Raw genomic sequence first — 14,787 nt, forward strand, 5'->3', positions numbered from 1 at the left:
GATTAAGAAATTTGGAGTGAAAATGTCTGAAAATCCTCAAGGACAAAAGCATTGTTCATTTTGCGGTAAAACGCAGTCTGAAGTGGGTAAGCTCATTGCAGGCGAGGACGCTTACATTTGTAATGAATGCGTAGATGTATGCTTAGATTTGGTTCAGACGAGTCAACAAGTTGAAACAGGTGAGTGGGCAACGCGTCCACTTCCTAAACCACATGAAATTCGTGCTGCACTCGATCAGTATGTGATTGGTCAAGATACTGCAAAGAAAACGCTTTCTGTTGCGGTATATAACCATTACAAACGTCTGAAAGTGACTCAATCTGAAAATAAATCAGAAGAGCGTGTAGAGCTTGCGAAAAGTAATATTTTGCTGATTGGACCAACAGGTTCAGGTAAAACCTTACTTGCACAAACACTTGCTCGTCTACTTGATGTGCCTTTTGCGATGGCGGATGCAACTACATTAACTGAAGCTGGTTATGTAGGTGAAGACGTTGAAAACATCGTTCAAAAGTTACTGCAAAAAGCAGATTATGATGTAGAGAAAGCTCAAAAAGGCATTATCTATATCGATGAGATCGACAAGATCACACGTAAGTCTGAAAACCCTTCTATTACACGTGATGTGTCAGGTGAGGGTGTTCAGCAAGCGTTGCTTAAAATGATCGAAGGTACGGTTGCATCTATTCCACCACAAGGTGGTCGTAAGCATCCGCAACAAGAGTTCATTCAAATTGATACTTCGAATATCCTGTTCATTTGTGGTGGTGCATTCTCAGGTCTTGAGCGTGTAGTACAACAGCGTCAAGAGAAAGGCGGTATTGGTTTCACAGCTGATGTGAAGAGCAAAGACGATACCAAGAAAGTATCAGAATTGTTCCGTCAAGTTGAAGCTGCAGACTTAGTGAAATTTGGTTTGATTCCAGAATTCATTGGTCGTTTGCCTGTAATCGCAACGCTTGAAGAGTTGGATGAAGAAGCGTTGATGCAGATTCTGACTGAGCCTAAAAATGCATTAACACGTCAATATCAATACCTTTTCGAAATGGAAGATGTTGATTTGGTGTTTGAAGACTCTGCATTGCGTGCCATTGCGAAGAAGGCATTAGAGCGTAATACAGGTGCTCGTGGCTTGCGTTCAATTTTGGAAAATGTACTGCTTGAAACCATGTATGACCTGCCAAGTCGTACTGATATCGGGACTGTTGTTATTAATGATGCAGTTATCAATGATAACGCAGAACCTGAATACAAAGCAGAGCGTCAACCTAAGACTGAACAAGTTGTTGAAGAAAAAGTAGATTTGAAAATTTTAGACAGTAAATCAGCATAAGTGCTGTTTATGATCTAAGGATCAAATGTATTTCATCTGAAAGGTGGAAAAAGTGCGACGTTTTCCACCTTTTTTATTTTTTATCTCGAGTCTAAATGTTAAGCTCAAAACATAAAATAATTTACAATCAAACAAAATAAGAAATACGTGATGAGGGAAAATCATGCGTTATTTGGCATTTATACTTCTGGCAAGCAGTGGCTTAACTGCGTGTAGTCATTCACCAAGTCAAGATACAGTTGTTGAAACTCAGATTATTTCGACTTTAGATCCTGTAAATTTTGCAGAAAAACCCAGTTTTATTGCTTCAAAATTAGATCAATATAAAGTTGCTGGATTTTCATTAGGTTCTTGGGTTAATCAGGAGCCGGGACAGTATTTTAAATTAATTAAACCGCAAAATGAAAATGCTGCTGTGTTGTATTTGTACCGTCCAGACAGTAAATGGAACCGTCAAGAAATCGTTGCGCCAAGTTTCTTTTTAAATGGAAAGAAAATTCCAAGTTTGATTAGTAACCACCATTATTGGATTGAGTTGGCTGAAGGCGATTATCGCCTGAGTATTAGCCGTCCTTTAACTGTTGTGCATTTTCAAAAGCCATTGGCAGCAAATTTTACGGTTAAAGCTGGTGAGCAATACTTTCTCAAATATGAAGAAGAGCAGTTCCGTGGTGGACCAAATGGCGATGCAGATTTATTAAGAGTGGGGCCTTTGATGCAAATGCCTACGCGTCAAGCACTCAAAGAAATTGGCATGACTCAGCTAAAATCTCCGGGTCTTAATTATGTCGCTCAAGTGAGTCCAGCTGGTAAAGTGATTAAAACCAGTGAAAAAATTGACATTGGTAAATACAAAGCCAGTGATGATGTCCGTTTAACACAACCCTTTAAGATTTATGATCCACGGACATGGTGATTCAGTTATTTAATGATTAAGAGATAGTTAGATTATTTATTTTCTTCTTCAATAAGAGGCTCCATGACTTTTTTGAAGTCTTCCATAAATTGCGCTTTTTTCTTCGGATCTTGTAGCATTTGTTCAGCTAAAACTTGTGATTGTTTCATGACATCTGACATGACTTGAACACTTTTTTTATTTATAGATTGTCCAAGAGGTGTATCTAGAAATGCAATATTGGCAAGCGCTTCTTCTTCAGTAAAAGTGTTTTGAAAACTTGATTTAAGCATGTCATAGAATTTGGGATCTTCAGTAATATCACTGGTCATCTTTGCCATTAATGCTGAAATTTTATCAGCTGCCACTAATTGTTTAGCATTGAGCTGTTCTGAACCAAAAGCATCTTTCAATATCATTTTTGCTTGTTCATCAAACATAGGCTTCATTTCTTTATTGGTTGCTGAAATAACACCCTTTACATCGGAAAGTAGCATTAAGCGTTCAATGGTTTTATCTTGAGCTGGAGCTGCGTGAGTTGTACAGATTGTAAATAAACTTGTTGTTATCAGTAAAGTTGAACCTATAAAGTTATGTAGGCGATTTCTCATTGTATTTTCTCTTATGGAATTTAATAATTTGTATAGATATAAAGAATTGTAACGGTTGCTAAAACCATCTCATATTATATCGAAACACGTATAAATACGAATTATTCTCATAAAAAAGCACCCTAATCATAGAGTGCTTTTTATACTTCAGATAGCTTTTAAATTAGTTGGCAGCGGCATCCACAACTGGAATTTTACCAATCTTCGCTTGCCAGATTTTTGGTGCAGTTGCGTGAACAGAAGTTCCGTTTACATCAACAGCAACAGATACAGGCATATCTTTTACAACGAATTTGTAGATCGCTTCCATACCTAAATCAGCAAAAGCAACAACTTCAGCTTCACGAATCGCTTTAGATACTAAGTAAGCAGCACCACCAACAGCCATTAAATAGGTTGTTTTATTGTCTTTAATCGCTTCAATTGCCGTAGGGCCACGTTCAGCTTTACCGATCATGCCATAAAGGCCAGTTGCTTCTAAGACTTGGCGAGTGAACTTATCCATGCGCGTTGCTGTTGTCGGGCCAGCAGGGCCAACCACTTCATCACCAACAGGATCTACAGGACCTACGTAGTAAATAAACTTACCTTTAAGATCTACAGGAAGCTCTTCACCATTGTTTAACATGTCAACCATACGTTTGTGCGCAGCGTCACGACCTGTATAGATTGTACCGTTAAGCAATAATGTATCGCCCGGTTGCCAAGCATTCATTTCTTCTTGAGTAATGTTGTCTAAGTCAACACGTTTAGAAGTTGAAGAATCCCAAGTTACTTCAGGATAATCTTCAAGTTTAGGCGCAATAATATTTGCAACGCCTGAACCATCTAATGTGAAGTGTGCATGACGAGTTGCAGCACAGTTAGGAATCATACCTACTGGTTTACCAGCTGCATGACATGGATAATCTTTGATTTTGATGTCTAAAACAGTCGTTAAACCACCAAGACCTTGTGCACCGATACCTAAAGCATTTACTTTTTCGAAGATTTCGATACGAAGCTCTTCCATTTTGCTTTGAGGACCACGACGAAGGAGTTCGTCCATGTTGATTTCTTCCATCAATGCTTCTTTCGCAAGCATCATGGCTTTTTCAGCAGTACCACCAATACCGATACCTAACATACCAGGCGGACACCAGCCTGCACCCATAGTTGGTACAGTTTTAAGTACCCAATCCACGATTGAGTCAGATGGGTTAAGCATAGCAAGTTTAGATTTGTTTTCTGAACCACCACCCTTCGCTGCAACAGTAATATCTACTTTGTTACCAGGAACCAGTTTGTGATAGATCACAGCAGGGGTATTGTCTTTTGTATTTTTACGACCAAATGCAGGGTCAGCTAATACAGATGCACGAAGCACGTTTGAGTTCTCTAAGTAACCTTGGCGAACACCTTCGTTAATTGCATCGTCTAAGCCCATCGTTAAATCAAATTTAACGTCCATACCCACTTCAACGAATACGTTTACGATACCAGTATCTTGACAGATAGGGCGGTGACCCTCGGCACACATACGTGAGTTAATTAAGATTTGCGCGATCGCATCTTTCGCTGCTTTGTTCTCTTCACGATCGTATGCACGGCTCATCGCTTGGATGAAGTCTTGTGGGTGATAGTAAGAAATGAACTGAAGCGCATCTTTAACCGATGTGATCAAGTCATCTTGCTTGATAATAGTTGTCATACAAATATCTCTTGAGCGGGCTGATAGCTAGCGGGCTAAATTATAAGACAAAATGATTCAATTGTGGTTTTTTTGCTGAGGATTTGGGCGAAAGTTTAATGTTCTACATTTCCACTCAAGCTTATTGGAGGGGAACAGCGATGTAATGCAATTGAAATATTTAATTTGATAGCCATCAATTTTCAAAGGTGGCTATCATTTTTCACATTATAATTTTTTCCAAATCAGTGACGTTGAATTTTGACCTGATTGAGACTTCGCATTGACTCTCATTTGATCTTGATTGGAATTGAGTGTGGCATCAATTTCATACACTATTCCATTCTGAGGATTCAACCAAACGCCATGAGAATATTGACGAGCTTGTTTGGTTTTTTTAAGCGCTTTTAGTGTTTGCATGCCAAACAACGGCTGATTTTTAAATGCTCCCTCACATGCAACACAAAGGTCAGACGATTGTGTATTAGGGCGTGGATACGCCTTATTAATGACACCCAAGTACTGTTGTGAGCTGCTCTCTTTACGAATAATAATATCTGAAACGTAGTAGCCTGTACGTTGATCAATAATTTGCCAAGTGCCGATCAAAGGATCGATTGGAGCTGAAACTGCAAAAGATGATGCTGTGAAAATAGAAAGAAAACCGATTAATTTTAAAATCATCGCGCGTATAGAACCGTTAAAATGGAAAGGATTTAAAAATTGAAAAGTATAGTATTTGTTGTGCTAAATTAAAATAAAAAATGATTAAAATTAAAAGTTTAATTGAATTTTATAAAATAAAAAACCACCTTGAAAGGTGGTTTTTTCAAGCGATGAACGTTTTTATGCAGATTGTTGTTCAGACTGAATCGCTGTTAAAGCAATGGTAAACACAATGTCATCTACCAAAGCACCACGAGATAAGTCATTTACTGGTTTATTTAGACCTTGAAGCATTGGACCAACACTCACCACATTGGCAGAACGTTGAACTGCTTTATAGGTTGTGTTTCCTGTATTTAAATCAGGGAAGATAAACACATTGGCACGACCAGCGACTTTAGAGTCTGGAGCTTTAGAGCGACCAACGCTTTCAACCGATGCTGCATCATATTGTAATGGACCATCAATCAATAGATCAGGACGGCGTTCTTTTGCAATACGAGTCGCTTCAGCCACTTTTTCAACTTCTGCGCCTGCACCTGAAGTACCCGTAGAATATGAAATCATTGCGATACGTGGATCAATACCGAATGCTTTTGCTGAGTCAGCAGATTGAATCGCAATTTCAGCCAGTTGTTCTGCATTTGGATCAGGGTTAATTGCACAGTCACCGTAAACATAGACTTCATCAGGTAACAGCATAAAGAATACTGAAGAAACCAATGAGTAGTCAGGGGCTGTTTTAATCAACTGGAATGCAGGACGAACAGTATTTGCTGTGGTGTGAACTGCACCTGAAACTAAGCCATCAACTTGATCTAATGCAAGCATCATTGTGCCAAGGACAACTGTGTCTTGTAGCTGTTCACGTGCTTGAATATCGGAGAGTTTACCTTTGCGTAGCTCAACCATTTTTTCGACATATTGCTCACGAATACTGTCGGGATCAATAATCTCTAAACTGTCAGGAAGGGTGATGTTCCGCGCTTTAGCAACTTCAATGACAGCTTCTGGTTTAGCAAGCAAAATACAGTGTGCAATGCCACGAGACTGACAAATCGATGCTGCTTCAATGGTACGTGGTTCATCACCTTCAGGTAAAACAATACGTTTTTTCGCAGCAATTGATTTTTGAACCAATTCGTGACGGAACGCAGAAGGGGATAAACGAGGTTGATATGAACCATTAATGAGTTGGGCAATCCAATCCAGATTAATATGGCTTGATACAAAACGAGTCACTTGTTCAGCGCGTTCAGTATCATCAACAGGAATTTCATTGCTGAGGTTTGATAGCTTTTGAGCAGTATCAAATGTACTCAGTTGTGTATGTAAGATCGGTAAACCTTGTTTGATCGCAGTTTGGCAGAAATCCATGACTTGTGGATTTGGCGCATATTGCTCAGTCAATACTAAACCAGCCAGTGGAATGCCATTGCTACTTGCGAGACTACCTGCGAGTAATACATCAATACGATCTGAAGCACTAATGATCAATTCACCTGCAACAAACTTATGCAACTCGTGTGCAATGTTTGATGCAATTAAACTGCTGTGTAAAACACGGCGCTGTTGTGCTTCACCTAAGTTAATCCATTCAGCTTGAATATGCTGAGCAATATCAGACATGCGCGGTACGCTGAGAGTGTTGCTGAATGGTACTAGACCAATCACAGGGAGCTTTTCAGAACCAATTTGAGGATGTGTTTTTTGAATCGCCTGTACAAAGTTACTGGTGTCATCCACTAAACGTAAATTCGGATCCATGGTGACAGGAATCTGAGCTGACTCTTCAGATAACCCTTTAGTACGCATGAACAATACGCCAGCAGTTCGGCTATTCGATGCACCGCCCAAATGACGCAATTGTCCTTCTACTTTTTCAGCAGCTGCAACAGGATTTTGAATATCAGCATTACTCACAATAACGACTTTAGCATCTAATGCTTGAGCCAATTGAGCATTGAGCTCTGAAGCGAAAGCATCACGACCGTTTGGAACTAATCCCTCAACAATAATCACATCATGATTTTTGGCGATTTGACGGTGTAGATGTACAGCAGCTTCAAGTAACTCATCACTTTGATCAGCATTAATCTGCTGAATGATCTTGCTGTAAGCAATTGGCTCTACTGTTTCGTTTTTTGAAACATGGCGAAATAATGCGGTTGTACGATCAGCCGTTGTATCGTACTGTTCTTGAGAAAAGGGTTTTAAAAATCCTGCTTTGATTCCTTGGCTTTCTAGCGCAAAGATTAAACCTAAGCATGCTGACGTAAGTCCTACGCCTTCTCCAGTCGGTACAAGTACAATCGTTTTCATAACATCTATTTCAAAAGTTTAAATGAGAGGAATGCTGAATTGAAGGCAACTTATACAGTTGCTGCTTCAGGCTTTTTTGTCGTTGAATTTTCAACCCCACGTGCTACAACATTTGAGGTTTCTTGCGCGATACGACCTTCTTCATCTGTTGGAACTACCCAAATTTGTGGTCCAGTACCTGCATCAATTCGGCCTTCTGTACCACGTTTCAAGTTGTCATTTTTTTCTTTACTGAAGTTGAAACCGAAATGCGGTAAGTAAGACATGGTTTTTTCACGGATGAATGCTGAGTTTTCACCAATACCGCCAGTGAAGAACAAACCATCTAAACGTGGTAAACCACAACTTAAAGCAGAAAGAGATTTAGCTAAACGGTAGCAGAATACCTCAATTGCCAATGCTGCATCTTCATTGCCTTGCTCTGATGCTTCGATTAAAGTACGCATGTCATTTGATAGGTCAGATAAACCCAGTAAGCCTGATTGGCTATTCAGCATTTTATCAATTTTATAGATATCCCAGCCTAAGTTTTTCGCAAGGAAGCTATGAAGACTTGGATCTACATCACCACTACGTGTACCCATGACTAAACCTTCTAATGGCGTTAAGCCCATAGAGGTATCTACACTTTGACCATTCCAAATTGCACAAGTCGAGCTACCGTTGCCTAAGTGAGCTGTTAACCAACCACCTTGTTTGTAGCTGCCAGCAAGTTCTGAACCGCGTTCAGATACATAGGCATGACTTGTACCGTGGAAGCCATAACGACGTACGTTATGTTCTGTATACAGGAATTTAGGTACTGCATAGCGATAAGCATGAGCAGGCATGGTTTGATGAAATGCGGTATCAAAAACAGCAACTTGAGGCAGGTCTGGGAATAAACGACGCGTTGCTTCAATACCCACTAAGTGTGCAGGGTTATGCAGTGGTGCAAGTGGTGTTGCATCACGAATAATATCAATAATATCTTCAGTGATCAGTTCAGCTTGAGTCAGTGTGCCACCATGTACGATACGATGACCGATTGCATCTGGTTTATGATTCGCTAAACGAGATAAACCAACTTCTAATGCTTCTTTATGATCAGCATTTGGGATATGAATATCGACAGGCTCATTGCCTAAAGTCACACCTTTAATACGTGCATTTGGCGTACCTAAATTTTCAGCAAGTCCATGAATGCGGAAGTTTTGATCTTTGAGTAATAAAGCAAACTTAATTGAAGAAGATCCGCAATTGATGATAAGAACTGAGTTAGGCATGGCGTATTCCTTGACTGGCGATTTTAGTATTAGCTTGTTGTCGTACCAATGATCATAAATGCTGTATTCTTGATCTGGTTGCATTTGTATCACGCAGTATTTTTTTGTCCTAGATAGACTTTAGGTGATTAGACTTAAGCATTATCGACCCAAATCATAATAATAATTAGAATTTATCGGCTAACAGTTTTCATTTATTATCTAAATACTGGGTGTCTACCTAGGTTAAATTTTATCTGCGACTCAATTTTTGTATGGCATGTTTTTTATAGCGCGTACAACATAACATGCTTGTTGTTTTTTGAACAAATAGTACAGATCAAATTATTCTTTTTTATATTTTATTTCAGACCAGCGTACGATCACATAAGCAAATAAAGACACCATAAAAAACAATAACATCATCCAAGCCAGACCCTGTAAAGTTTCGATGATGGTTCGATAAATTTCTAAAACCCAACGCTCTTGAGTTAACTCGATAATCACACTTTTTTGATTTTCACCTGTCCCTGTATAGGTTAGCGGACTAATGTATTTTTCCATGTCATAAATACGAATACCTGATGATGTTCCGACCACCATACCTGCAAACTTGGTGTATTTCGCCCACGCATTATGAATCGGATCATGGATAATACGTGCAAGAATACTATTGATCGAGCCTGAAAACAGCCACATGACCAAGAGTGAGACACTAAGTGCTAAAACAAAAGTGGTAATAATGAGGTAGTAGAACATACAGACATCCTAATATTGTTATTACTAATATAATCGTTGCTAATTATGGTTATTGGGTGGTGCTATAGAGCTTGAGGATACTATAAGCAGAATGTTACATCGAACTGCGGATAGCTGTGTATATGAACTGTTTAAGCTTAAATGAAAAATGCGCCATAAATTTAGTTATGACGCATTTCATGCTTGTATAGTGCTAATGGTTTATTTATTGGCGAATTTGTCCATCACCCAATACGATCCATTTTTGAGACGTTAATCCTTCTAAACCAACTGGACCACGAGCATGGATTTTATCGGTAGAAATACCAATCTCAGCACCTAAACCATATTCAAAACCATCTGCAAAGCGTGTTGATGCATTCACCATCACTGAACTTGAATCGACACGGGTTAAGAACTTACGCGCCGTAGTGAAATTTTCAGTAATAATAGAATCGGTATGGTGTGAGCCATATTTGTTAATGTGAAGAATAGCCTCTTCCAAACCACTGACAATTTTGACCGCCAGAATTGGACCTAAGTATTCTTCATACCAGTCTTCTTCTGTCGCTGCGGTAACTGAATTACCTAAAATACGTTGTACGTCGAGGCAACCACGTAACTCAACTTGCTTCTCAGCATACAGCTCAGCAACCAGCGGTAAAAACTCATCCGCAACTTTGACATCGACCAAAAGCGTTTCCATCGCATTACATACGCCATAGCGATGAGTTTTAGCATTTAGTGCAATTGGAAGGGCTTTTTGTAAATCGGCCTGCGCTTCAACAAATACGTGGCAATTACCATCTAGATGTTTAATCACAGGAATCGTCGCTTCATTGGTAATACGTTCAATTAAGCCTTTACCGCCACGTGGAATGATCACGTCTACATATTCAGACATGGTGATCAGTTGTCCCACAGCAGCACGATCAGATGTATTGATCACTTGCACTGCATTTTCAGGCATGCCTGCTGCTTCTAAGCCATGCTGAATCGCAGCAGCTAAAGCTTTATTTGATTCTAATGCTTCAGAACCACCACGTAGGATAATGGCATTGCCCGATTTAATCGCTAATGATGCAGCTTCTAATGTCACGTTTGGACGTGATTCGTAGATCATGCCAACCACACCCAGTGGTACACGCATTTTACCCAATTGAATGCCTGATGGACGGTAAGCCAAATCCGTAATCTCGCCAATCGGATCGACCAAATTCATGACGTCTTTTAAACCGTCAAGCATCCCTTGAAAGCGTGTGGGGGTAAGTTCTAAGCGATCCAGTAATGCGCTGTCCAAATTGTTGTCACGACCTTTGGTCATGTCGATAGTGTTGGCAGCTAAAATTTGCGATTCGCTATTTTGCAAAGCAGTGTAAATAGCAGATAAAGCATGATTTTTTTCAAATGTAGAAGCAGCAGCCAAGAAGCGAGAAGCCTCTCGAGCATTTTGACCCAACATTTGCATATACTGTTCGATAGACTCGTGCATAGCGGTATGGTTACTTAAAAATCTCACTTAAATAGTAGCAGTCGATGGTATAACAATCTATGTTTATTCCATAAAAATCGGCAATGGATAAAACTTGTAACCATTTTGTGGTGGCAAGGTTGTGTAAAAAAGATAAATGGTTGATCCGATGATTGCGCACTATTCATTCATTTGTATAGAATGAATAGTGAATGCTGAATAAGTTGCACAATAAAAGATATTTGAGAACGTCGTCTAAATATGTGGCTTGCAAATTAAAACTATAAGGCCAAATGGAGATAGGGAAATGAATTCCATTATACAAATGGACTCGGAAATGTACCCGAATACATCAGGGTTTAATTTTTTCGATATATACAATAAAAATAGCTTCAAACAACCACCACGTATCACTTGGATTGATGGTTGGAAAGTTGAGTATATGGCGATTGCTGATCCTGCAACGATACACAACACCCCGATTTTGATTGTTGGTGGTGCATTTCAAACCTTTAGTTCTTATAAATATTGTGTGGAACAGCTTTTTGAAAAAGGACCTGTGATTTTAATTGATTTGCCATCTTTGGGTTCAAATCAGCAAATTCATAATCGTGATACAGGTCTATCGGCAGGAAGTTTGGAAATTTCACAACTTTCAACCATGCTCGGTACTTGGTTAGATATTGTCGAAATTTCAAAAGTATCGGTTATGGGAATGTCCTTAGGCTCCGTGGTTGCATCTTGCTTTGCGGCTCAACGTCCAGAACTGATGGATCGTATGATTTTGATGGGGGTGATGCAAAAGACCCGTAAAAGTTGGCGCATGCTGTTAGAAGAATCGCTCATGTTGATGAAAGAACAGCGTATGGATGAGTTTGGACAAGCTGTGATTTTGTATTTAGTGAATCACGCTAAATTGGATCGAACTCGAATGTCACCCACGGCAAAGCGTCTTTTCTTTAAACAAATGGCTGAGTTTAGTAATACTGAGCAAGAGCGTTATGAAATTAACTGCAATCGTTTACTTCGACTAGATGATGTTCCGATTCCGACATGCAAAACATTGGTGGCATGTGGGCAGTTTGATAGTTTTACATTGCCCTATGAAAATGCCAACTTTGCGTTGCAATGTCCAGATGTTGAATTTGCCATGATTGCTAATGCAGATCATGTACCGCAACTGCAACGTCGCAAAGAAACCATGAATCTGTTTACGGCATTTTTAAAAGAACAGTCGATTCAAGATATTGATGGGATTATTCCACTTAATCGTCAACAAATGCAAGATTTAGAACGACGTGGTGAAGAGCGAATTCTGGTATCACATCCGAAAACACGTATGTCGCATCGTCTTTTAAATAAAGTGATTGATGTTGAAGTTGTTGATATTAACTATTTCGGAGTGCTATTCAATGCATCATCCTCTGAAATTGAATATATCAATCAACATGCTCGTGATTTGGCACTTCATTTAGAAGATGAAGACGGTGAATTTAAAGTCGAATGTTTAATCTTTGAAGCGACTAATCAAGGTGTGCGTGCTTTATTTAAGCATGGATATTTTGAAGTGGCAGATCGATTACTCAAATTTATTACACATCAAAAGAATCGTATCGCAGAAGTGGTTTAAGCCACTTCTAAACGCTAAAAGATTCTATTTCCGCGCTAAAAATAATGAGGTGTAAAAACAGTGGCTTTTCATTAAGCCAATTGTGCATGAATCATCCAGACTAAATCACCTAAATGCTCATTTGACTCGATTTGATCAGGTCTTTTACTTTCTTGATTAAAGTAAGGTGTTGGCTGAACGACATTAATCTGCGTGAAACCGGCATTTTGAAAGAATGATCTGACTTCAACTGGATCAATAAAATGAAAGCTAAAAGCACTTCGAGACATTAATTTCAGTAATTTACTACTCGACCAAATCACTTTAGCCAGTTTGTTTTTAACGGGTTCTGGGTAGATGTCGGTCAAATAATGTAATGCTTTAAAAGGCGAACCATATTGCACAATTGATTTAAGTAACTGTTGTAATAATTTTTTATCAAAGTAGTTAATCAAACCCTCACTGATAATTACTAATGGTCGTTGTGGATCAAAAACAGCAAATGCATTTTGAAAATCTTCTGTAAATAAATCAGCAGATAACATTGCAGGACTGAGAGAATCTATTTGTGTCAAGGCAGCTTGTTTGGTTGCAGCCATATCAGGTAAGTCGAGTTCGCGATAATCAATCTGTGGGAAATGTTGTCTAAACCACCAACCGCGTGGTGATAGTCCTGCTGCGATTTCTAAGACTTGAAGGTCTGGATGTTTTTCGATGAGTTGAGTTAGATGTTCATCAAGTAAGGTGTGGCGGGTTTTTAAAGTGGTACGCATACTTCCACCAATATATTTCTCCGCAAGTGTTTCCACTGGATTGGCAATCATTGCCAAAGACTTACCTTTGGCTGTCGCAAGGGCAGGATGTGATATGCCCATTTGAAACCAGATATAACCTGTATAATGTGCAGTAAATGAAATATGTCGATGTTTAGATAAGTTAGATTTGGATCGTGAATTAGACTTTAAATTAGACATAGTTATCCTTGTTATGTGATTCTTTATTCTAGTTGTCTTATTTCTATCATGTTTATCGTATAAAAAAAAAGGAACATTGTTGATGTTCCTTTTTTTGTTTAGATAGAATTTTTAAATTCTTCTATGACTTTTTTGACCGCTTGCCATTCATCACCTAAGTCGAGTTGCTCTCCAATGCTGATTTCAGGAATACGACCGCGCATACGTTCCAATCGCTCTTGATTTGGTAACGGAAGCTCAGTAATCGCATCCAGCGCTAAGCATGCAGCTTCTCGCTGATTGCAGACCAAGCCCATATCACAGCCTGCATTCAATGCAGCTAGAATTCGTGCATCAGCACCACCAGCAACACATGCCGCTTGCATGGTAAGGTCATCTGAAAACAGAACGCCATCATATTGAAGTTCTTCGCGGAGTACTTTTTGAATCCAGTATGGCGAGAAGCCTGCTGGATTTGGGTCGATATTTGGATAAATCACATGCGCAGGCATGAGTGCATCAAGTTGAGGTTGGAGCTGAATGAAGCTCTGCATATCATTATTATAGATTTCGTCATAACGACGGTGATCAATTGCAGCTGCTACATGCGAGTCAGCTTTAACCGAGCCGTGACCTGGGAAATGTTTTCCTGTATTCGCCATGCCTGCACGTTTCATTCCTTGCATAAATGCACGAGCTAGAGGGACGATATCCTTTACATTTTTGGCAAAAGCTCGGTCGCCAATCACATCACTGACATCATTAATGTCTAAAACAGGTGCAAAGCTAAAATCAATACCGACAGCAAGAACTTCAGTCGCCATGAGCCAGCCACATTTTTCAGCAAGTTCAATAGCTTTTTCAGCATCTTTTAAGTAAAGTTCTCCAAACTTACCCATTGCTGGAAGTAAGGTAAAACCATTTTTGAGACGTTGAACTCGACCACCTTCTTGGTCAACGGCAATTAAAATATCTGGTCGAACTTGACGCATGTGATCGGTGAGTGCGCGAACTTGTTGAGGTGATTCAATATTTCTGCTAAATAGAATCATGCCACCGACTTGCGGAGCTTGTAAGAGTTGAATATCTTCTTGATTTAGTTCTGTGCCCGCAATATCGAGCATCAATGCGCCAATCATCGTAGAGTCCGTCATTGTATTTTTAAAAGAGAAAACAATACCCGAATTCTGCAATGATTTGCTACATTTTCTCATTAGAGAGTATGATAAAAATACACGGCATATACATAAAAAATTGTTTAAGATTTTGAATATCA

Annotated in this window: 11 protein-coding genes and 2 pseudogenes; 4 read left to right on the forward strand and 9 right to left on the reverse strand. The window is 39.3% G+C overall.

The features are described from left to right. Positions 1-22 precede the first annotated feature (22 nt). Together clpX and AC5YDM_RS05750 are read left to right on the forward strand one after the other, a co-directional pair. Positions 23-1,333 (forward strand): ATP-dependent protease ATP-binding subunit ClpX, encoded by a 1,311-nt coding sequence (clpX, locus tag AC5YDM_RS05745; RefSeq protein ID WP_496151154.1) that lies wholly within the window; start codon positions 23-25, stop codon positions 1,331-1,333. 163 nt (positions 1,334-1,496) lie between these two features. Then, on the forward strand, positions 1,497-2,249 hold the full coding sequence (locus AC5YDM_RS05750) for a DUF2846 domain-containing protein (protein ID WP_496151155.1): 753 nt from the start codon (positions 1,497-1,499) through the stop codon (positions 2,247-2,249). A 32-nt stretch (positions 2,250-2,281) separates the two neighbouring features. Here AC5YDM_RS05750 and AC5YDM_RS05755 read toward each other — a convergent pair whose 3' ends face one another. The 7 genes from AC5YDM_RS05755 to AC5YDM_RS05785 all read right to left on the reverse strand — a co-directional run bounded on the left by AC5YDM_RS05755 (position 2,282) and on the right by AC5YDM_RS05785 (position 10,970). Further along, complete coding sequence (locus AC5YDM_RS05755) at positions 2,282-2,839, reverse strand: DUF2059 domain-containing protein (RefSeq protein WP_496151156.1); 558 nt, start codon at positions 2,837-2,839, stop codon at positions 2,282-2,284. 163 nt (positions 2,840-3,002) lie between these two features. Beyond that, on the reverse strand, positions 3,003-4,529 hold the full coding sequence (locus AC5YDM_RS05760; protein ID WP_496151157.1) for a fumarate hydratase: 1,527 nt from the start codon (positions 4,527-4,529) through the stop codon (positions 3,003-3,005). A gap of 207 nt (positions 4,530-4,736) precedes the next feature. Then, positions 4,737-5,192, reverse strand: coding sequence for a DUF2147 domain-containing protein (locus AC5YDM_RS05765; protein ID WP_496151158.1), 456 nt, complete (start codon positions 5,190-5,192; stop codon positions 4,737-4,739). Between the two features lie 162 nt (positions 5,193-5,354). After that, the gene (gene pta / locus AC5YDM_RS05770; RefSeq protein ID WP_496151159.1) at positions 5,355-7,496 is read right to left on the reverse strand and encodes a phosphate acetyltransferase; all 2,142 of its coding nucleotides are present in this window, start codon (positions 7,494-7,496) and stop codon (positions 5,355-5,357) included. A 50-nt stretch (positions 7,497-7,546) separates the two neighbouring features. Then, complete coding sequence (locus tag AC5YDM_RS05775; RefSeq protein WP_496151160.1) at positions 7,547-8,761, reverse strand: acetate/propionate family kinase; 1,215 nt, start codon at positions 8,759-8,761, stop codon at positions 7,547-7,549. 324 nt (positions 8,762-9,085) lie between these two features. Beyond that, the gene (locus AC5YDM_RS05780) at positions 9,086-9,499 is read right to left on the reverse strand and encodes a hypothetical protein (RefSeq protein ID WP_496151161.1); all 414 of its coding nucleotides are present in this window, start codon (positions 9,497-9,499) and stop codon (positions 9,086-9,088) included. A 205-nt stretch (positions 9,500-9,704) separates the two neighbouring features. Further along, positions 9,705-10,970 (reverse strand): glutamate-5-semialdehyde dehydrogenase, encoded by a 1,266-nt coding sequence (locus AC5YDM_RS05785; RefSeq protein ID WP_496151162.1) that lies wholly within the window; start codon positions 10,968-10,970, stop codon positions 9,705-9,707. 286 nt (positions 10,971-11,256) lie between these two features. On the opposite strand from AC5YDM_RS05785, the pseudogene AC5YDM_RS05790 reads away from it, so the two are divergent. Both AC5YDM_RS05790 and AC5YDM_RS05795 read left to right on the forward strand, forming a co-directional pair. Then, a pseudogene (locus tag AC5YDM_RS05790) lies at positions 11,257-12,304 on the forward strand (alpha/beta fold hydrolase); the annotation flags it as partial. 86 nt (positions 12,305-12,390) lie between these two features. Further along, positions 12,391-12,579 (forward strand): annotated as a pseudogene (locus AC5YDM_RS05795) (alpha/beta fold hydrolase); the annotation flags it as partial. A gap of 71 nt (positions 12,580-12,650) precedes the next feature. Here AC5YDM_RS05795 and AC5YDM_RS05800 read toward each other — a convergent pair. Together AC5YDM_RS05800 and nagZ are read right to left on the reverse strand one after the other, a co-directional pair. Beyond that, positions 12,651-13,532 carry a class I SAM-dependent methyltransferase gene (locus AC5YDM_RS05800; protein ID WP_496151163.1) on the reverse strand — a complete coding sequence of 294 codons (882 nt, stop codon included), beginning with the start codon at positions 13,530-13,532 and terminating at the stop codon, positions 12,651-12,653. A gap of 98 nt (positions 13,533-13,630) precedes the next feature. Then, the gene (gene nagZ / locus AC5YDM_RS05805; RefSeq protein ID WP_496151250.1) at positions 13,631-14,650 is read right to left on the reverse strand and encodes a beta-N-acetylhexosaminidase; all 1,020 of its coding nucleotides are present in this window, start codon (positions 14,648-14,650) and stop codon (positions 13,631-13,633) included. Between the last annotated feature and the right edge of the window lie 137 nt (positions 14,651-14,787).

It is taken from the genome of Acinetobacter sp. CY81 (assembly GCF_059515925.1).

What these genes read in the sequence shown, in the direction of transcription:
- AC5YDM_RS05785 (WP_496151162.1), bottom strand. Translation starts at nt 10,970, where the DNA reads ATGCACGAGTCTATCGAACAGTATATGCAAATGTTGGGTCAAAATGCT.
- AC5YDM_RS05750 (WP_496151155.1), top strand. Translation starts at nt 1,497, where the DNA reads ATGCGTTATTTGGCATTTATACTTCTGGCAAGCAGTGGCTTAACTGCG.
- AC5YDM_RS05765 (WP_496151158.1), bottom strand. Translation starts at nt 5,192, where the DNA reads ATGATTTTAAAATTAATCGGTTTTCTTTCTATTTTCACAGCATCATCT.
- clpX (WP_496151154.1), top strand. Translation starts at nt 23, where the DNA reads ATGTCTGAAAATCCTCAAGGACAAAAGCATTGTTCATTTTGCGGTAAA.
- AC5YDM_RS05760 (WP_496151157.1), bottom strand. Translation starts at nt 4,529, where the DNA reads ATGACAACTATTATCAAGCAAGATGACTTGATCACATCGGTTAAAGAT.
- AC5YDM_RS05775 (WP_496151160.1), bottom strand. Translation starts at nt 8,761, where the DNA reads ATGCCTAACTCAGTTCTTATCATCAATTGCGGATCTTCTTCAATTAAG.
- AC5YDM_RS05755 (WP_496151156.1), bottom strand. Translation starts at nt 2,839, where the DNA reads ATGAGAAATCGCCTACATAACTTTATAGGTTCAACTTTACTGATAACA.
- pta (WP_496151159.1), bottom strand. Translation starts at nt 7,496, where the DNA reads ATGAAAACGATTGTACTTGTACCGACTGGAGAAGGCGTAGGACTTACG.
- AC5YDM_RS05800 (WP_496151163.1), bottom strand. Translation starts at nt 13,532, where the DNA reads ATGTCTAATTTAAAGTCTAATTCACGATCCAAATCTAACTTATCTAAA.
- AC5YDM_RS05780 (WP_496151161.1), bottom strand. Translation starts at nt 9,499, where the DNA reads ATGTTCTACTACCTCATTATTACCACTTTTGTTTTAGCACTTAGTGTC.
- nagZ (WP_496151250.1), bottom strand. Translation starts at nt 14,650, where the DNA reads ATGATTGGCGCATTGATGCTCGATATTGCGGGCACAGAACTAAATCAA.